16 protein-coding genes and 1 pseudogene are annotated in these 18,302 nt (G+C 35.1%); 13 read left to right on the top strand and 4 right to left on the bottom strand.

Annotation, left to right across the window (positions count from 1 at the left end):
* Positions 1–290: 290 nt before the first annotated feature.
* The gene (locus RMO83_RS10600) at positions 291–1,070 is read right to left on the bottom strand and encodes a sulfite exporter TauE/SafE family protein (protein WP_310559650.1); all 780 of its coding nucleotides are present in this window, start codon (positions 1,068–1,070) and stop codon (positions 291–293) included.
* A gap of 202 nt (positions 1,071–1,272) precedes the next feature.
* On the opposite strand from RMO83_RS10600, the gene RMO83_RS10595 reads away from it, so the two are divergent.
* From RMO83_RS10595 to RMO83_RS10550, 10 genes are all read left to right on the top strand, one after another.
* Entirely contained in the window at positions 1,273–2,700 is a 1,428-nt protein-coding gene (locus tag RMO83_RS10595; RefSeq protein ID WP_310559649.1) for an L-serine ammonia-lyase, read from the top strand.
* 218 nt (positions 2,701–2,918) lie between these two features.
* A complete protein-coding gene (locus RMO83_RS10590) occupies positions 2,919–3,896 on the top strand; it encodes a YeiH family protein (protein WP_409025011.1) in 978 nt (325 codons plus the stop codon).
* Between the two features lie 13 nt (positions 3,897–3,909).
* Complete coding sequence (locus RMO83_RS10585) at positions 3,910–4,281, top strand: DUF2809 domain-containing protein (protein ID WP_310559648.1); 372 nt, start codon at positions 3,910–3,912, stop codon at positions 4,279–4,281.
* A 134-nt stretch (positions 4,282–4,415) separates the two neighbouring features.
* Positions 4,416–5,234, top strand: a complete 819-nt coding sequence (gene panB, locus RMO83_RS10580) for a 3-methyl-2-oxobutanoate hydroxymethyltransferase (protein ID WP_310559647.1) — start codon at positions 4,416–4,418, stop codon at positions 5,232–5,234.
* Positions 5,235–5,245: 11 nt separating this feature from the next.
* Positions 5,246–6,019 (top strand): glycosyltransferase, encoded by a 774-nt coding sequence (locus RMO83_RS10575; protein WP_310559646.1) that lies wholly within the window; start codon positions 5,246–5,248, stop codon positions 6,017–6,019.
* A complete protein-coding gene (locus RMO83_RS10570; protein ID WP_310559645.1) occupies positions 6,020–7,441 on the top strand; it encodes a glycosyltransferase family 39 protein in 1,422 nt (473 codons plus the stop codon).
* Positions 7,442–7,456: 15 nt separating this feature from the next.
* The gene (locus RMO83_RS10565) at positions 7,457–8,146 is read left to right on the top strand and encodes an RluA family pseudouridine synthase (protein ID WP_310559644.1); all 690 of its coding nucleotides are present in this window, start codon (positions 7,457–7,459) and stop codon (positions 8,144–8,146) included.
* Positions 8,147–8,190: 44 nt separating this feature from the next.
* Positions 8,191–9,519 (top strand): aldehyde dehydrogenase, encoded by a 1,329-nt coding sequence (locus RMO83_RS10560; protein WP_310559643.1) that lies wholly within the window; start codon positions 8,191–8,193, stop codon positions 9,517–9,519.
* 32 nt (positions 9,520–9,551) lie between these two features.
* The gene (locus RMO83_RS10555) at positions 9,552–10,358 is read left to right on the top strand and encodes a hypothetical protein (protein ID WP_310559642.1); all 807 of its coding nucleotides are present in this window, start codon (positions 9,552–9,554) and stop codon (positions 10,356–10,358) included.
* 39 nt (positions 10,359–10,397) lie between these two features.
* Entirely contained in the window at positions 10,398–11,255 is an 858-nt protein-coding gene (locus tag RMO83_RS10550; RefSeq protein WP_310559641.1) for a neutral zinc metallopeptidase, read from the top strand.
* Positions 11,256–11,356: 101 nt separating this feature from the next.
* On the opposite strand, the gene RMO83_RS10545 is transcribed toward RMO83_RS10550, so the two are convergent.
* Positions 11,357–12,130: a prohibitin family protein gene (locus RMO83_RS10545; protein ID WP_310559640.1), complete on the bottom strand. Its 774-nt coding sequence runs from the start codon at positions 12,128–12,130 to the stop codon at positions 11,357–11,359.
* A gap of 134 nt (positions 12,131–12,264) precedes the next feature.
* On the opposite strand from RMO83_RS10545, the pseudogene RMO83_RS10540 reads away from it, so the two are divergent.
* From RMO83_RS10540 to RMO83_RS10530, 3 genes and pseudogenes are all read left to right on the top strand, one after another.
* Positions 12,265–12,651: pseudogene (locus tag RMO83_RS10540) on the top strand (neutral zinc metallopeptidase); the annotation flags it as partial.
* A gap of 103 nt (positions 12,652–12,754) precedes the next feature.
* On the top strand, positions 12,755–13,693 hold the full coding sequence (locus RMO83_RS10535) for a phosphatase PAP2 family protein (RefSeq protein WP_310559639.1): 939 nt from the start codon (positions 12,755–12,757) through the stop codon (positions 13,691–13,693).
* Between the two features lie 136 nt (positions 13,694–13,829).
* A complete protein-coding gene (locus RMO83_RS10530; RefSeq protein ID WP_310559638.1) occupies positions 13,830–14,333 on the top strand; it encodes a GNAT family N-acetyltransferase in 504 nt (167 codons plus the stop codon).
* A gap of 95 nt (positions 14,334–14,428) precedes the next feature.
* Here RMO83_RS10530 and RMO83_RS10525 read toward each other — a convergent pair whose 3' ends face one another.
* Positions 14,429–16,312 (bottom strand): BspA family leucine-rich repeat surface protein, encoded by a 1,884-nt coding sequence (locus RMO83_RS10525; RefSeq protein WP_310559637.1) that lies wholly within the window; start codon positions 16,310–16,312, stop codon positions 14,429–14,431.
* Between the two features lie 385 nt (positions 16,313–16,697).
* A complete protein-coding gene (locus RMO83_RS10520; RefSeq protein ID WP_310559636.1) occupies positions 16,698–18,233 on the bottom strand; it encodes a YifB family Mg chelatase-like AAA ATPase in 1,536 nt (511 codons plus the stop codon).
* Positions 18,234–18,302: the final 69 nt, after the last annotated feature.

Genomic DNA, 18,302 nt, shown 5'->3' with positions numbered 1-18,302 from the left:
TGATGCTAATTGAATACATTTAAAATTTTGAATTCTGGATTGCCACTACTCAAATTCTAGAATATGCTTTGCATATGCATTGCATATTTTTCCGATGAACAACTTATATGAAGGCTTTATAAAACTATAAGTAGAAGGAATCAATTAATGTCGCATTGAAACAATTATACATTAAATCTTACTACATAAGCCATATAAGTTCACATAAGTGATACAATCAAAAACTTAAATGTTCTTATATGTCTTATATGATAAAAAAAACGACACTATTTTGTTCTCACTACTTATACCTAAAATACCAGCTTGAAACCAACATAAAAAAGCATAATTGCGATGGCATTTCTAAGCCATAAATCGGGTAATTTCCCGCTCAACATACTGCCAAAATAAATACCCGGTAACGAACCCAACAATAAATACCCTAATATACTTAAATCTAAATTTCCCATTGTAGCGTGACCCAATCCTGCAACCAATGTCAAAGGAACCGCATGAGCAATTTCAGTTCCCACTAATTTTGGCGTAGGCAAAAGAGGATAAAGAAAAAACAAAGTAACCGTTCCTAACGCACCTGCACCGATCGAAGTAAGCGTTACAGTTGCTCCCAACATAACTCCAATCACAACTGTTAATAAATTTTGTGTTTTACTTTCATTATGAAATTTATCGCCCGCATGTCTATGAGAAATAACCAATAGTTTCTTTTTGAAAATAATAGCAACTGACGTAAACAATAAAGCCCAACCCAAACTGTATTTGATGGTTTTATTCAATACTTCTAAATCTGTTTTCAAATTATGAAGTATCCACAAAGTCAATAGCGCAGCGGGAACACTACCCAGTGTGAGCCAACCTGTAATAGTCCAATTAATGTTTTTCTTCTTGTTATGAACGTAAACACCTCCAGATTTAGTAATGGCTGCATACAACAAATCAGTACCCACTGCAGTAGATGGTGGAATACCAAACCATAGCAATATCGGTGTCATTAAAGAACCTCCTCCTACTCCAGTCATACCAACAATAAAACCCACAACTAAGCCCGCAATGATTAATCCTACTAAATCCATAGATATTATATTATTTTTTGCAAATCTAATCAAAAAGCACTATAATCCAATACTATTTTAGATTTGAATTTAACTTTTAACAGAAAACCGAGCTGAACTACTCCCAATAATTCATAACTTTTAAAAAAGTGGTACATTTGATATGGTCTAAGCACAAAAAATTGTACTCAAAATTCTATATTTGTTTACTAAATTAATGCTCATGGAAGAATGTATTTCGGTATTTGATATGCTAAAAATTGGTGTCGGCCCATCAAGTTCGCATACTCTTGGACCTTGGCGCGCTGCCGAACGTTTTTTGGGAGAACTTCGAGCCGATACAAAATTTACAAGCGTGCGTTCCATCAAAGTAGATTTATACGGTTCACTGTCCTTAACAGGCAAAGGACATGCCACTGATTTTGCGATAATGTTGGGGTTAAGTGGTCAAAATCCTGAATATATTCCAATTCATAATATCGCCATAATTATTGCTGAAATAAAGGCAAAAAAAATACTTCATTTGGGTAATGAAATTGAAATTCCCTTTTGCTTTGAAGAAGATATCATTTTCAACAAAAACTTCCTTCCTTTTCACGCCAATGGATTAACTTTTACAGCGACTTTACTTGATACCACTGAATATTCATCGACTTACTACTCCATTGGTGGTGGATTTGTTGTGGTGGAAGAACGTGTCAATGCCAAAAAGAAATTGCAAATAAAATGTGCTTTTCCGTTTCAAATTCAAAACGCGGATGAATTGTTGAATTATACTATTCAAGAAAACAAAAGCATTTCGGAGATTGTATATGAAAACGAAAAATCGATGCGTTCTGAAACTGAAATTCATCACGAATTAATGCGAATTTGGAATACGATGCTCGAATGTATGTACATCGGTTGCCATTCCAAAGGGATTCTTCCAGGTGGTTTGAACGTTCGCCGTCGAGCATTTGATATGCACCAGAATCTTATTGGCTTAGCCAATTATGACTCACCTCAAACTTGGTTGGAACAAATCCGGTTGACGGAAGTAAAATTTCGCCAAATCCTGAAATGGGTTTCCTGTTTTGCCTTAGCTGTCAATGAAGTCAACGCAGCTTTGGGTCGGGTCGTTACAGCTCCAACGAATGGAAGTGCGGGCGTAATCCCAGCCGTTTTGATGTATTATTTGGTTATCGAGAATCACAATGCTGGCGATGCGGCAATCAAACAATTCTTAATGGTAGCAGGAGAAATTGGGAGTATTTTCAAAAAAGGTTCCACTATTTCCGCAGCAATGGGCGGTTGTCAGGCTGAAATTGGGGTTTCTTCAGCTATGGCAGCAGCCGCTTTATGCGAATTGATGGGCGGAACTCCAGCTCAGGTTTTAATGGCGGCCGAAATCGCAATGGAACATCATCTGGGATTAACTTGTGATCCTGTGGGAGGTTTGGTTCAAATTCCATGCATCGAAAGAAATACAATGGGAGCAATTAAAGCCATAAATGCAGCCGAATTAGCCTTAGAAACCGACCCGAAAAACGCCAAAGTGCCTTTGGATAAAGTGATAGACACGATGTGGCAAACCGCCAAAGATATGAACAACAAATACAAAGAAACTTCCGAAGGTGGATTGGCAGTAGCCGTAAATATGGCGGATTGCTGAGGAAGGAATCATTTCATTTTAAACTCATAAGGTTTAACTCATTGAAGCTTTGCTTCGGTTTTTTTGCCACAGATTCACAGATTAAAAAAAGATTTAAAAGAAATCTGTGAATCTGTGGCTATTATTTGCTAATATCTATCGAGGTAGTTTATTTTTTAAGATACAATTTCTTTTCTACCATTTTAATGCAGTCATTTGCAATCTTAAAATAAACCAAAATGAAAACGACGGCTCCGGATGAAAATCCTCCCAAAAAAAGCATCTTAGATAAAACCATCACCACTCGAGAGGTAATCTTTATGTTTTTCGTAGTTTTATGCTTGTCTCCCTTAATTTCTCCTCCCATCGCTTTACTAATGGGATTGATAATTGCGCAATTTATTGGTCATCCGTATTTGAATTTAAACCACAAAGCAACGCATATTTTATTGCAAGTTTCGGTCGTTGGACTGGGTTTTGGAATGAATGTAAACAATGCTATAAAAGCCGGGGCAGCAGGTTTTATACTTACTATCTATTCTATTATTGGAACAATTGTAATTGGTCTTTTCTTAGGCAAAATATTGAAAATTGAAGAAAAAATATCCTTCTTAATTGCCACAGGAACCGCAATTTGTGGCGGAAGTGCGATTGCTGCTATTTCGCCTGTTATCAAAGCCAATGAAAAACAAATTTCAGTGGCCTTAGGAACTATTTTCATTTTGAATTCAGTTGCTTTGGTTATTTTTCCGTTTATTGGACATTACCTCAATTTATCCGAAACGCAATTTGGTTTGTGGTGCGCTATCGCAATTCACGACACGAGTTCTGTTGTTGGAGCAGCCGGAAAATATGGCGTTCACGCTCTAGAAGTAGCCACAACCGTAAAATTAGCCAGAGCTTTATGGATCATTCCTATTGCCATTTTATCGACCTTTATTTTCAAAAACAAAGAAACCAAAATCAAAATCCCCTATTTCATCGGACTGTTTATTTTGGCCATGATTGCCAATACTTATTTCCCATTAGTTCAAAATTACAGTCAGTATATAACGAGTTTTGCGAAGGCCACTTTAACCTTGACGCTCTTCCTAATTGGATGTGGTTTATCTCGAAAAGTATTGGTTTCAGTGGGTTACAAACCTTTAGTACAAGGCATTGTAATTTGGATTATCATTTCCGTTTCGACATTATGGGCAATTATTTCAATGATTTAATTTGAAATTTATTATGCTAAAAAACAGCCGAATACAATACTTTATTTTAGTACTAATTGTAATTGCTCTTGGCATCGCTTCAAGAAAAATTGATGGTATTCCAACGTTTTTTGGCGACACACTTTATGCTGTGATGATTTATTTTGGTCTGAGAATGCTATTGGTCAATTTTAATATCAAAAAAACAGCAATTTTGGCTTTGCATATTTGCTTTGCCATCGAATTTCTTCAACTTTATGACGCCGAATGGATGTTGGAAATCCGAAGAACCACATTCGGACATTATGCTTTAGGACAAGGTTTTCTTTGGAGTGATTTGGGGTTTTATACGCTTGGAATTGTAATAGCGTTTTGGATGGATTCTAATTGGATTAGAAAAAAATAATGATAGTAAACATCTGCTAAATTGGTAACAATTTAAAACTCTATTTTTCAGGATTTAGCATTTAAAAACCGGAATTTCCATAAATTTTAGATTATTTGACTAATTTTACACTCTAATTTAATTCATAAAGCAAAATGTCCGTAGCTAAAAAAGATTACAAAAGAATCACCACAAAGTCATTAATAGAAATGAAAGCCGATGGTCAGAAAATTTCTATGCTTACAGCTTATGATTATACCATGGCAAAAATTGTTGATGCGGCTGGTGTTGATGTAATTTTAGTGGGAGATTCTGCTTCGAATGTGATGGCGGGTCACGAAACTACTTTGCCTATCACTTTAGACCAAATGATTTATCATGCTTCCGGCGTAGTTCGCGCTATTCATAGAGCGTTAGTTGTAGTTGATTTGCCTTTTGGAAGCTATCAATCCGATCCAAAAGAGGCTTTACGTTCTTCAATCCGAATCATGAAAGAAAGCGGTGGACACGCAGTAAAACTAGAAGGTGGAAGTGAAATCAAAGAATCAATTAAAAGAATTTTAAATGCTGGAATTCCAGTCATGGGACATTTGGGTTTGACGCCACAATCCATTTATAAATTTGGTACTTACACTGTTCGTGCCAAAGAAGAACAGGAAGCTGCGAAATTAATTGAAGACGCTAAACTTCTAGAGAATTTAGGATGTTTTGCTTTAGTAATAGAAAAAGTTCCAGCCCATTTAGCAGAACAAGTTGCCAAAAGTATTTCGATTCCCGTTATCGGAATTGGTGCTGGTGGAGGTGTTGACGGACAAGTTTTAGTAATTCACGATATGTTGGGAATGAATAATGAATTTAGCCCAAGATTTTTGCGCCGTTATATGAATTTATACGAAGAAATGACAACTGCGATTGGTCAATATGTGACGGATGTAAAGTCTAGCGATTTTCCGAATGAAAAAGAACAATATTAAGTCCACTTTATATGTCAAAAATTTTCAATACCAGTATTGTTATTCCATGTTATAATGAGGAAAAAGGAATTTCGAATAGTGAATATTCCAACTTTTTGAATAACAATCCACAAGTATTGATTTGTTTTGTAAACGATGGTTCTACAGACAATACTCTAAGTGTTTTGCATGTTTTGAAAGCAAAACACGAAACTCAAATTCACATTCTTTCTCTCGAAAAAAATTCAGGCAAAGCCGAGGCCGTTCGAGCGGGAATTACCTATTGCAATGCGCATTTCCAACATCAATACATTGGGTATCTCGATGCTGATTTGGCCACCACATTAGAAGAATTTATAGATCTTAGAAATTATTTGCAAGGCGACATCGTCTTTAGTTTTGGTTCTCGAATTCGGAAAATTGGTTCTACCATTGAGCGTGAAAACAGCCGGTTTTTGATCGGAAGAGTTATAGCAACCTTCATTTCTAATATTTTAGACATCAAGGTTTATGACACCCAATGCGGATCAAAACTTTTTATAAAAGAAATTTCGGAACAATTGTTCGAAAAGGAATTTATCTCCAGATGGTTATTCGATGTGGAACTATTTTACAGAATGATTTTATTATTTGGAAGAGAAAAAGCCATCCAAAAAATGCTTGAAATCCCATTGAAATTATGGGTCGAAAAAGGCGATTCTAAAGTAAAACTGAGTTACGGATTTAAACTTTGGTTTGATTTGTACAAAATCAGATGTGAATACAAAAAAATGGAACAGCAATCCTCTAATCCAAATCTACACTAAATGATTTCAGAAAAGCTAAAAAACAACTCCAAAATCCTATCAATATCGGTATTTATATTATTGATTTTTAGGCTATTATTGACCGTTACAATTCCTTTATTAGACAAAACGGAATCGCGTTATGCCGAAATTGCCCGAATTATGCAGGAAACAAAACAATGGGTTGTTTTACAAATTGATTATGGTGTTCCCTTTTGGGCAAAACCGCCTTTATCTACTTGGCTGTCGGCGGGAAGTTTTGAATTGTTTGGTGTGAACGAATTTGCCTCCAGATTTCCTTCTTTTTTATTGAGTGTCATCCTAATTATCATCGCGGGAAAAATGGTCAAAAAAGATGGACATTCCTTTTATTTACCAAGTTTTATTTTACTTACAATGCCTGAATTCTTGATACATACTGGCGTTGTCTCAACCGATACTTCACTTGAATTTTGTATTGCTATAATGATGATTTCTTTTTGGAAAACCATGCAAAGCGAAACAAAAACCTATTGGAATTACTTGTTTTTTATCGCTCTAGGTTTTGGATTTCTTGCCAAAGGCCCATTGATTACGGTTCTTACATTTCCTCCATTGTTTATATATTGCTGTCTCGATTTGCAACGATTCAAAGCCGTTTTTTCTAAATTTTCTATTATTCCTGGCCTACTTATTACTGCTGTAATTGCTATTCCGTGGTATTATTTTTGCGAACAACAATCGCCCGGTTTTCTGGATTATTTTATTGTTGGAGAACACTACAAACGTTTTCTTGAACCGGGTTGGAAAGGCGATTTGTATGGCAGCGGTCACTCACAACCAAAAGGGATGATTTGGCTACTGATGATTGCTTTTATGTTTCCGTGGATACTTATCGTTTTGTATAAATTATGGAAAAACAAATCCACCATTTTCAAAAACAGTTGGGTTTCCTTTTTGATCGTTTGGGCTTTTTGGACGCCGCTTTTTTTTACCATTTCTAGCAATATTTTACATACCTATTTACTTCCTTCCGCAATGCCAATTATGTTTTTAGTGGTGTATTATTGGGAAGAATTGAAACGAAAAAAACTGCTGATAAACGTGGCTTTATTTTTTCCAGCGGTAGTCTTCATTGCGTATTTTGGTCTTTTTGCTACAGGCAAATTAGACTATAAATTGAATTCTGATAAATATCTTTTGGAAAATTTGAAAGTGACGACCGAGAATAAAGAAACACCTATTTACTATTGGAAATCCAAAAATTATTCGGGGCAATTTTACAGCAATGGTAAGGCTCAGGTCGTAAAAACAGAAAAGCAATTAGATTCTGTTCTAACTCTGAACAAAAAGTTATTTTTTGTAATTCAAACAAAAGAACAAAAAGAAATTTCAAAAAAACAGCTAAATAAAATGACCTTGACCCAAAGCAATTACAAAACTTCTATTTTTGTAACTAAATAAAGAAGTCTGTAATTAATGAAAATACTCTCTGATAAAAATAACCTGCAAATCCTGCACGAAGACAATCATTTAATTATTGTCAACAAACGTGTGGGTGATATTGTGCAAGGGGACAAAACAGGCGACAAACCATTATCGGATGTAGTCAAAGAATACATCAAAGACAAATACAACAAACCTGGAGAAGTATTTCTGGGAGTCATTCATAGATTGGACAGACCCACAACTGGAATCGTCGTTTTTGCCAGAACCAGCAAGGCTTTGACTCGAATGAATGAATTATTTAGCAATCGTGAAACCCAGAAAACCTATTGGGCTATCGTCAAAAATAAACCTCAAAATAATGAAGATAAGCTCGTTCATTTTTTAAAGCGAAACGAAAAAAACAACACTTCAAAGGCACATATAAAAGAAGTTCCCGAGAGCAAATTAGCTAGTTTGGATTACAAAATCATTAAAGAACTGAACAATTATTTTGCGCTAGAAATTAATCTTCATACGGGAAGACACCATCAAATTCGGGCACAACTATCGGCTATTGGTTCACCTATAAAAGGCGATTTGAAATACGGATTCGACCGTTCTAATCCTGATGGAGGAATCCATCTTCACGCTCGAAAACTGGTTTTTGTTCATCCCGTTTCTAAAGAAAATGTTATCATTGTGGCACCAGTTCCAAATGATGTAATTTGGAATGCCATTTAATTTTAAAAAAATGTATCTTTAGAAATTCATTTAAGTTTTAAATAATGGAATACAAAACCAACATTACTTTCAGAAAAGAAGTCTTGACTAAGTTACTGAATGAAGTCATTCTGAACGAAAGTGAAATTATCGATGCCTTATATTTCGATTTCAAAAAGCCAGCATTTGAAGCGGTTATCACAGAAACTAGCTATGTTATTTCCGAATTAAAAGCTACCATCAAGAATTTAAAAAGTTGGTCGAAACCCAAAAGAGTATTTCCTTCCCTACTAAATTTTCCTTCCACAGATTATATTTATAAAGAGCCGTACGGCAAAGTTTTGATTATTTCGCCTTGGAATTATCCTTTTCAATTAGCACTTTGCCCTTTAATATCGGCTTTTGCCGCAGGAAATCAAGTGGTTTTAAAACCATCTGAACTCACTCCCAAAACTTCCGAAGTTATTGCAAAAATAATAGCGAAAGTATTTCATAAAACTGAAGTTTCGGTTATCGAAGGCGGTGTTGAAGTCTCGCAAAAATTACTATCAGAACGTTGGGATTACATCTTTTTTACAGGAAGTGTAGCAGTTGGTAAAATTGTAGCAAAAGCCGCTGCCATAAACTTGACTCCAACAACATTAGAACTAGGGGGAAAAAGTCCTTGCATTATTGACGAAACTGCCAATTTGAAACTCGCCGCCAAAAGAATCGTTTGGGGGAAATTTATCAATGCAGGACAAACTTGCATTGCACCCGATTATATATTGATTCAAAAAAACATGAAAAGTCATTTTGTTGACTATCTAAAGGAAGAAATTACCAAAGCTTACGGCGAAAACCCTGCTGATTCTCCAGATTTTGCCAGAATCGTAAATAGTAAAAATTGCGAACGATTAATAAGTTTGATTGATCCTAAAAAAGTGATTTTTGGAGGGCAAACCGATCTCGAAAATTGTTACATCGCTCCTACTCTCATTGAAGAAACTTCTTTAGAAACCGAGCTAATGAAAGATGAAATTTTTGGCCCAATCTTACCTGTCCTTACCTATGAAAAAGAAACCGATATTGAGGCCGTGATATCTAGATACGAAAAACCTTTAGCATTTTATATTTTTACTGAAAATAAAGTTTTTTCAAAAAATATGATTCAAAAATATTCGTTTGGTGGTGGCTGCGTCAATGATACGATAATTCATATTTTGAATAATAGATTGCCTTTTGGTGGTGTGGGTCATAGTGGAATTGGAGCTTATCACGGAATTTTAAGTTTTGACACTTTTTCGCATAAGAAAAGCATTGTAAAAAAGTCAAATTTATTAGATTTGCCTATTCGCTATGCTCCTTATAAAAACAAATTAGCGACAATCAAAAAATTATTAAATTGGCTGTAAACCCAAAATTAATTAACCTTTAAACCAAAAAAATGGAACATAAAAAAACAATGAAAGTCCAAATTGAAGAAATTAGCGCTACTGGATACCAGCTCGATTTTGGAACTGTTTTCGAAAGTGCTTTCGAAAATTATAAAAAAATAGCTTTGTATGCCGGTTTAATGCTTCTGGTTTTTTCAATTTTGATTTCAATTATAATGCTTGCAGGCCTAATTTCCTATCTTGGAATAGAAAATATAGAAGAATTTGGCAACAAAATGAAACAAATGTCAACCTTAAAGGTAATGCCGTTAGAAATTGCTGTACCCCTTAATGCTGGATTAATATTAATTTCAGCGATAATAAGTCCGTTTACGGCAGGATTTCTAAAAATGGCCGATTGTGGTGAACAAGGAGAAGAATTTCATGTATCAACTATGTTTTCCTATTATAAATTTCCTTATTTTTCAACTATTTTTATATCCGTATTTTTAATTGGAATAATCAGTAGTGGACTTACCATGCTTTTGGAAAATGTAGGATTAAGTTTTGTTGGCACTTTAACCACTTTATTAATTTCATTTATAACCTTTTTGACAATACCACTAATTGTTTTTGGAAATTTGAATGCTACCGATGCTATAAAAAACAGTATTATTCTAGTTTCAAAACAACCTTTAATCCTTATAGGATTGTCAATTGTGGCAGGAATTGGAGCTGCACTTGGGATTTTCGGACTTTGTGTTGGAGTATTTTTCACTTGGCCATTTATGTATTCTATGAATTATATAATCTATAAAAGCATCATTGGGTTTGAAGATACTAGTGAAATTGATGAAATATCAGGAATTGAAGATTGATAGTCGTACCTAAAGAACACCCTAATAAAATCTACAAATATGAAATGGATAGGAAGACGCCAAAGTGACAATGTGGACGACCGAAGAGGAATGTCAGGTGGTGGAAAAACCTTAATTGGTGGTGGAGTGTTAGGAATTATCATCTTATTATTAAATGCTTTTGGTGGTGAAAACGGTCAAATGATTGGCAATATTCTTCAGCAAACCCGAGGGGAAACAGAACCAACTGAGGAAAGAGCATTAACTCCTGAAGAAATAACAGAAGGCGAATTTATAAAAACCCTTTTGGCTGACAATGAAGACATTTGGACCAAAATATTCGAAGAAAATAACCTTGCGTTTGAAGCTCCAAAATTGGTTTTATTCAGTGGCCAAGTGCAAACGGCTTGTGGTGGAGCGAGTTCTGCTTCTGGTCCTTTTTATTGTCCTGAAGACAAAATTATCTACATGGATATGAGTTTCTTTGAAGAACTGAGAACAAAATTTGGTGCTGAAGGCGGCGATTTTTCGGTGGCCTATGTTTTGGCACACGAATTTGGACATCATATTCAGACTATTTTGGGAACTTCTGCCAAAATGCGCCAAGATCAAGAAGGAAAGAGCGACGTCGAAGCCAATAAATTATCAGTAGCCCTAGAATTACAAGCCGATTTTTATGCTGGACTTTGGACGCATTACAACGAAAATAAAAATGCAATGCTCGAACCTGGAGATATCGAAGAAGCCTTGAGTGCAGCAAATGCTGTTGGTGACGATACCATTCAGAAAAAAATGCAAGGGCAAGTGGTTCCAGATTCTTTTACCCACGGAACATCTGAGCAAAGAATGTATTGGTTCAATCGTGGTTTTAAATCAGGTGATATTCGAAAAGGAGATACTTTTGCAAAGGTGAAATAAAGACCCTAATAAAGTATCCAATTAAAATTGCTCCTTTCAAATAAAAAGACCAGCTCAATTATCAAAGTATTTTGCATTGTTGAGATGGTTTTTTTATTTTATCATTCATTAATCAGCAATGGTGTTTTTCCGTCGGTAATAATGACTTTACTATTGGCTGATTGCGAAAGCTTGCTAAAGGCTTCAATTGTTCTAAGTTTTATAATCTCGGGAGTCAATCCTTCAGCAAGGATTTTTTGAGAGTCTCGTTCGCCCTTTGCATCAATAATTTTTCTTTCAGCTTCTAATGTTGCCTGTTTAATAATAAATTCCATTCGCATTGCATCTTGTTCCGCTTGCAATTTTTGTTCAATAGAATTGGCTAAACCACCTGGCAATTGTATACTTTTCATAAGAACCGCAATGAGGTCAATACCATCGGCCTGTTTTTCTAAGTTTACCATCATTTTAGATTTTATTTCTTCTTCTATTTTTGCTCGCATTCCAGAGTGCATATCCTTAGCGTAAAATTGTGCACAAACATCAGAGGAAGCAGATCTAAATATACTAGTTATCACAGACTCATAATCTTGTCCTAAGTTTTCTAAAATTACTGGAATTTTTTGTTGTTCTAATCGATATAAAATTGAAATTTCAGAATTAACACTTAGTCCTTCTTTAGTAGGTAAACTTAAAACGAGTTTGATATTGTTTGTTTGAGTTGATTCTTTAATAACTTTGCTAATGAATGGATTATAAAATATAACTCCTTGTGTAGAAATGTTGTCAGAAAACTTTCCTAGAGTTTGTTTGACACCAGCTTCACCGGGCCTTACTACGGCACAACTAGATACGATTAGCAATATACCGATTAAATAAATTAAATTTGTTTTCATTATTGTGATTTTAGGAGTTAAATTGTTTTGTGTTCAAAAATTATCAATTTAAAAACGAACTTACTGAAATTAACTTATTACTTTTCATTAATATTTATAATGAAATACATAAATATATTTTATGAACTGTAGTTGTCGCTTATGTATTGGCACACGAATTTGGACATCATATTTAAACTATACGGGGAACATCGTCAAAAGTGCGACAACTACAAGAAAATCGAAGCGAAACCGAAGCCAATAAATTATCCGTAGCCTTAGAATTACAAGCCGATTTCTACGCTGGACTTTGGACACATTACAACGAAAAACAAAATGCCATACTCGAATCTGGCGACATCGAAGAAGAGTTAAGTTTTGCAAATGCTGTTGGTGACGATGCCATTCAGAAAAAAATGCAAGGGCAAGTAGTTCCAGATTCTTTTACCCACGGAAGTTCAGATCAAAGAATATATTGGTTCAATCGCGGTTTTAAATCGGGTGATATTCGAAAAGGAGATACTTTTGCCGAAATGAGGTAAACTGATAATTCAATTAAAAAAAAATCATCTTTTTATAAATTCTTTTACTATTCTAAAGTTTTTCCTAAGTTTGCATTGATTAGTAAAATTAAAATATGAAAATATGAAAAACTACCTGTTATTACTTTTATTCATAATACCATTATCCATTCTGGCTCAAGTAGATAGTTTACAAATAAAAAAAGAAAAAAGATTTCACGTAGCAGGATCCGTCATAAAAAATAGTATCCTAAGTGTTCCTGGCGACTTTTCCGAAATGGGTCACACCATTTCAAGTGATTGGAAAAGAACAGCAATTTACGCAGGAAGTATCGTTGGATTAATTGCCACGGATAAAATTACTACTGGACATTTACACGATAAGATTGAGCCCGCAATAGATTATAAATTACCCAAAATTGATATAATTAAAACAAATGTAAATTGGATCGATGGAGATAATGCCTATATTCTATACCCAATAGCGGGTTTATACGCAGGCTCTTTATTAGCAAACTATGAAAAAGGACAAGTTGTAGCTGTAAATGCTGTAAAATCAATAACTTATTCTTATGTAATTTCACATTTATTTTTAAAAACACTAACGTCAAGAAATAGACCACAAAGACCAATTAACGATGACAGACCCGTTGTAGAACCTTGGACAAAAAACCCTTGGGATTTTGGGAACTATCAAAAAGTTGAATTTCGGGCAGGCCCAAGAGGAGGGACATCATTTCCTTCATTTCATACCACATTTTATTTTTCGGTAGCAAAAGTGTTCCAGATGGAATACAATAACTATTGGATTCCGTATACTATAGTTACTGGTGTCTGGCTTTCCAATATAAAAGGACATGATCATTGGGTATCAGATATTCTAGTAGGAGGATTAGTAGGTACAATTATTGGAAAATCGATAGTAAATAGCAGTCGAAAACAAATAGCCAAAAACAATAGTTCTGCTTATAGTTACAATCCTAAAAAATTCAAAATGACAAAGCAATTAGTTCCACAAATTTCATCTTCTATGGTTGGATTTCATTTTTCAGGCACCTTTTAAACTCTAAATAAAAAGTATAAATTTTTAGTATTTGAGACTTGATTACTAAAAATACAAAATTTCAGAATTGATTTACTAGGTGTAAAAAAATTAAATAGTATTAATTCTTACAACGTATCGTTTAACAAATTCTCTAATGAATTATCAGTTACGAAAAGCTGAAATGGCTGAAACTTTAGAAATTTGGGCTATTTTACAACAAGCCATTATCCGAAGAAAAAAGGATGGAAGTACACAATGGCAGGACGGTTATCCCAATCCTGAAGTGGTGAAAAATGATATCGAAAAAGAGATTGCATTCGTTCTAACTTATGGAAAAATTATCATTGGCTATTGTGCTGTTATTGTCAATTATGAACCTGAATATCTTAAAATTGAAGGAAAGTGGTTGACCAATTCAGATTTTGTGGTGATTCACCGACTGGCCATAGCTGAAAATTATTTAGGTAAAAATTTATCGAAATCAATTATTGAATTTGTTGAGGATTTTGCAAAAAGCAATCAAATATATAGTTTAAAAGCAGATACCAATCACGACAATATTGCCATGATGAAAATCTTTGAAAAAACAGATTTTATATTCTGCGGTATAGTGCATTTTCGAGGAAGTCCAAGAAGGGCTTATGAAAAAGTACTTTAATAAATTGCTGTTTTTGCGACCGAGCATTCAATACTTATGAAATTCTCAACCGAAAGCGGCAAAAATCTTTCTAAAAAAACGAAAAGTGACTGCTTTTATCGCTTTAATGTAAAATGACCTTTAGTTGTGCTACCGTCTTTATAGGCAATTAGATACCAATAATCATCTGTCAGCATTGGGCTTCCAAGATAATTACCATCCCATCCACCTGAATTTCCCTCTAATTGTTTTAATAACTTGGCGTAACGGTTGAAAATACTAATGGTTAGTATTGTATTTAATGGGTTTGGAACTTGCCAAAAATCATTAATACCATCATTATTTGGAGTAAAAAACGTTGGAGGCAAATCTTCATTTACTGCTGTTGTAACCGTTAAGAAATGTTCCGGTGAACAAGTAATTGCATCTCCATTTAAATTGTAAGGCGTTATTTGAACGTAGATCGTTGTCCCTCTAGGCAAATTTGAAGGCAAGTTATGAATTAAATTATTTCCCACATCAAAGGCATTGAGAATATCCGTGGCAGATGAACTAGTGCCAACAGTAAGTTTATAACCACTAGCATTTGGAACTGCATTCCATATTAAACTTGTTCCAACTGCCACATTTAGTGCGCCAGAAGCTGGTGAAGACAAAGTGGTACAAGAAGGCAATAACGTAATTGTTAATTTAAAATCTTGTTGAGAATTACAGCCCATACTAGTACCTCCATAGATATAGAGTGTAATTGGATAACTTGAAAAATCAGAATAATTGATTATTTGACCCGCATAAAATTTTGTGCCTGTACCCGATGTACCTGTATAATAAGCTTCATTTCCTAAAAGATTCACGCCACTAATAGTTGGTAAAGTAAAACTGCCATAGTCAATTGTATCAAGAAGATCATTTATTGTTGGTCCGGCTGAACCTCCGTCAGTGATTAACCAACCATCTTTAGCAATCATATTGGCTCTGGCCGCAGCACCCGCACAATACTTGCTTTTTCCCCCATCAAATGTCGCATTTAACTTCAAATTTTGTGCATCCCACCCAATAAGCAACGCATCATAATTAGCTACAGACAAGGTAACATCATAAAACAGATTTCCAAAAAAACTTATTTTCCGAACATCCCAATTACCCAAATTTTGATCAAATGAAATGGCACTGTCAAACATTCCACCGATGTTATTAACGCTGCTCACATTCCATTTGCCAATATCCTGATTAAATGAAATTGCAGCATTAAACATTCCATTCATCTCCTTGACATTACTTACATTCCAATCGCCTATGTCCTGATTAAATGCTGCTGCGGATTGAAACATTCCAGTCATAGAGGTTACTTTTCCAACATTCCAATTGCCTATATCTTGATTGAATGACCTTGCAAAACCAAACATATCTTGCATATTATCAACCCTACTAACGTTCCAATTGCCTATGTCTTGATTAAATAAACTGGCACCATAAAACATTCCTCTCATAGTAATAACGTTACTCAAATCCCAATTACCAATGTTGTAATTAAAGGAAGTTGCAAAATTAAACATAAAATCTGTAGAGGTAGCGTTTGACAAATCTGGAACATCTGTAAAACTGCCTTGTAAATTACTACAACCGCTAAATGCCTCAAACATTGATCTCCACGGATTGTCTCCCCATTGATTTATGCTAATTATCTTCTTTTTATCATCTTTATCATTAAAATAAATTTGAGGAAAAGTTCCTGAAATACTCACGGTGTAAGTACCAGGAGTTGCGTAAGTATGCAGGGCATCACCTGTATGAATTGAAGTGTTTCCATCGCCCCAATCTACGGTGTAATTATAGCCAATTCCCGTTGTAGGAATAATTATTTGATTGTTATTTGAAGTTCCTGGATTATCCGTTTTCCAAGTAGTAATAAACGGAATAGTACCCAAAAACGAAGCTCCATAGCAATTGGTTTCTAAAAAGAATATTAAAATAATAAAACTAAAAAATCGTTTGGTCATATTAAATAGGACAGAATTACTTCAAGTAAAAAATTATCAGGTTTTTAAAAAGACTAATATACTCCTTTCTTTAAAAAGTAATTATTTTTTTGACAAGCTTTTACAAATTACCCTAGCCAACCATCATAATCCGAAAACTTGTTTCTACCCAGAAATTACTTTTCCCCTGCAGGGGAAAACTTGTTTCTACCTAGAAATGACTTTTCCTTTGCAGGGGAAAGCTTGCTTCTACTTAGAAAAGCCCTTTCCGCTACAGAGGAAAGCTTGTTTCTACCTAGCAATGCCTTTTCGGACAAAAAATACAATTTACGACCAGATAGCGGATTTGCGCACGAGCAAAGCGAACTGACAAAGTAATCAACACTTATTCCAACAACACTCTAAACTACCCCAACCACCCATCTCTATCCAAACTTCTATACTGAATCGCTTCGGCAATATGAGATGAAATAACTTTTGGCGAAGCTTCTAAATCGGCTATTGTTCTCGCGACTTTTAGGATTCTGTCGTAAGCACGAGCTGAAAGATTCAATCGTTCCATGGCGGTTTTTAATAATTGTTTTGAAACATCATCAAGCGCGCAATATTCCCGAATGTGTTTGGTATTCATCTGGGCATTGTAATGAATGTTTTCCATTTGCACAAAACGTTCCGTTTGAATTTCTCTCGCAGCCGTAACTCTTTTCCGAATTTCGACGCTACTTTCTGCTTTTTGTTCTTCAGATAATTTTTCGAAAGGAACGGGTGTTACTTCAATATGAATGTCTATTCTATCTAACAATGGGCCCGAAATCTTGCTCAGATAGCGTTGCATTTCGTGTGGAGAAGAAGTTTGTGGAGAATCAGGATCGTTAAAAAAACCACTCGGACTTGGATTCATACTCGCCACTAACATAAAAGACGAAGGATAAGTCACCGTAAACTTGGCTCTCGAAATGGTCACTTCCCTATCTTCCAAAGGTTGCCGCATCACTTCAAGAACTTCACGTTTGAATTCTGGCAATTCGTCCAAAAACAAAACACCATTGTGCGCCATCGAAATTTCGCCTGGCTGAGGATAACTTCCACCTCCCACTAGAGCAACGTTTGAAATAGTATGATGTGGACTTCGGAAAGGTCTTTGATTCATTAAACCAACTTCTTTCAACTTTCCAGCAACGCTATGAATTTTAGTAGTTTCCAAAGCTTCACGCAAAGTCATTGGCGGCAAAATACTAGGCAAACGTTTAGCTAGCATCGTTTTTCCTGCTCCTGGAGGACCAATCAAAATAATATTATGTCCACCCGCTGCGGCAATTTCCATACATCTTTTTATAGACTCCTGCCCTTTCACATCGCTAAAATCAAACTCCGGAAAATCTAATGTTTTATAAAATTCGGCTCTGGTATCTATAGTTGTTGGTTCAAGAGTACCTTTCCCTTCCAGAAAATCGATAACTTCCTGAATGTTTTCAACACCATAAACATCTAATCCAGTAACAATGGCTGCTTCTTTTACGTTTTGCTTTGGAAGAAAAAAACCTTTAAAACCTTCTTCTTTTGCTTTTATGGCAATAGGCAAAGCGCCCCGAATGGGTTGCAAACTTCCATCCAGCGAAAGTTCGCCCATAATTATATATTGATCTAATTCATCAGCATTAATCTGCGAAGAAGCTACGAGTATTCCAATGGCAAGAGTCAAATCATAGGCCGAGCCTTCTTTTCTCAAATCGGCTGGCGCCATATTGATAGTGATTTTTTTGCCTGGCATTGCATACTCATTATTCTTGAGAGCAGCAGCAATGCGATAACTGCTTTCCTTTATGGCATTGTCAGGCAAACCCACTAAATGATACCCAATTCCTTTGTCTATATTGACTTCTACAGTAATGGTGGTGGCTTCAACGCCAAAAACGGCACTTCCAAAAACTTTTACTAACATAGTTGAAAATTAAAAATCTAAATTTAATCTAAATTTCCTTTCAAAATAAAAATTATTTTTAGAAAGTTA

Source organism: Flavobacterium sp., from assembly GCF_031423415.1.
GTDB lineage: Bacteria > Bacteroidota > Bacteroidia > Flavobacteriales > Flavobacteriaceae > Flavobacterium.
The sequence above is the reverse complement of the archived record's forward strand: the minus strand, read 5'-3'. Positions and strand labels throughout refer to the sequence as shown.

What these genes read in the sequence shown, in the direction of transcription:
- RMO83_RS10600 (WP_310559650.1), bottom strand. Translation starts at nt 1,070, where the DNA reads ATGGATTTAGTAGGATTAATCATTGCGGGCTTAGTTGTGGGTTTTATT.
- RMO83_RS10595 (WP_310559649.1), top strand. Translation starts at nt 1,273, where the DNA reads ATGGAAGAATGTATTTCGGTATTTGATATGCTAAAAATTGGTGTCGGC.
- RMO83_RS10590 (WP_409025011.1), top strand. Translation starts at nt 2,919, where the DNA reads ATGAAAACGACGGCTCCGGATGAAAATCCTCCCAAAAAAAGCATCTTA.
- RMO83_RS10585 (WP_310559648.1), top strand. Translation starts at nt 3,910, where the DNA reads ATGCTAAAAAACAGCCGAATACAATACTTTATTTTAGTACTAATTGTA.
- panB (WP_310559647.1), top strand. Translation starts at nt 4,416, where the DNA reads ATGTCCGTAGCTAAAAAAGATTACAAAAGAATCACCACAAAGTCATTA.
- RMO83_RS10575 (WP_310559646.1), top strand. Translation starts at nt 5,246, where the DNA reads ATGTCAAAAATTTTCAATACCAGTATTGTTATTCCATGTTATAATGAG.
- RMO83_RS10570 (WP_310559645.1), top strand. Translation starts at nt 6,020, where the DNA reads ATGATTTCAGAAAAGCTAAAAAACAACTCCAAAATCCTATCAATATCG.
- RMO83_RS10565 (WP_310559644.1), top strand. Translation starts at nt 7,457, where the DNA reads ATGAAAATACTCTCTGATAAAAATAACCTGCAAATCCTGCACGAAGAC.
- RMO83_RS10560 (WP_310559643.1), top strand. Translation starts at nt 8,191, where the DNA reads ATGGAATACAAAACCAACATTACTTTCAGAAAAGAAGTCTTGACTAAG.
- RMO83_RS10555 (WP_310559642.1), top strand. Translation starts at nt 9,552, where the DNA reads ATGGAACATAAAAAAACAATGAAAGTCCAAATTGAAGAAATTAGCGCT.
- RMO83_RS10550 (WP_310559641.1), top strand. Translation starts at nt 10,398, where the DNA reads ATGAAATGGATAGGAAGACGCCAAAGTGACAATGTGGACGACCGAAGA.
- RMO83_RS10545 (WP_310559640.1), bottom strand. Translation starts at nt 12,130, where the DNA reads ATGAAAACAAATTTAATTTATTTAATCGGTATATTGCTAATCGTATCT.
- RMO83_RS10535 (WP_310559639.1), top strand. Translation starts at nt 12,755, where the DNA reads ATGAAAAACTACCTGTTATTACTTTTATTCATAATACCATTATCCATT.
- RMO83_RS10530 (WP_310559638.1), top strand. Translation starts at nt 13,830, where the DNA reads ATGAATTATCAGTTACGAAAAGCTGAAATGGCTGAAACTTTAGAAATT.
- RMO83_RS10525 (WP_310559637.1), bottom strand. Translation starts at nt 16,312, where the DNA reads ATGACCAAACGATTTTTTAGTTTTATTATTTTAATATTCTTTTTAGAA.
- RMO83_RS10520 (WP_310559636.1), bottom strand. Translation starts at nt 18,233, where the DNA reads ATGTTAGTAAAAGTTTTTGGAAGTGCCGTTTTTGGCGTTGAAGCCACC.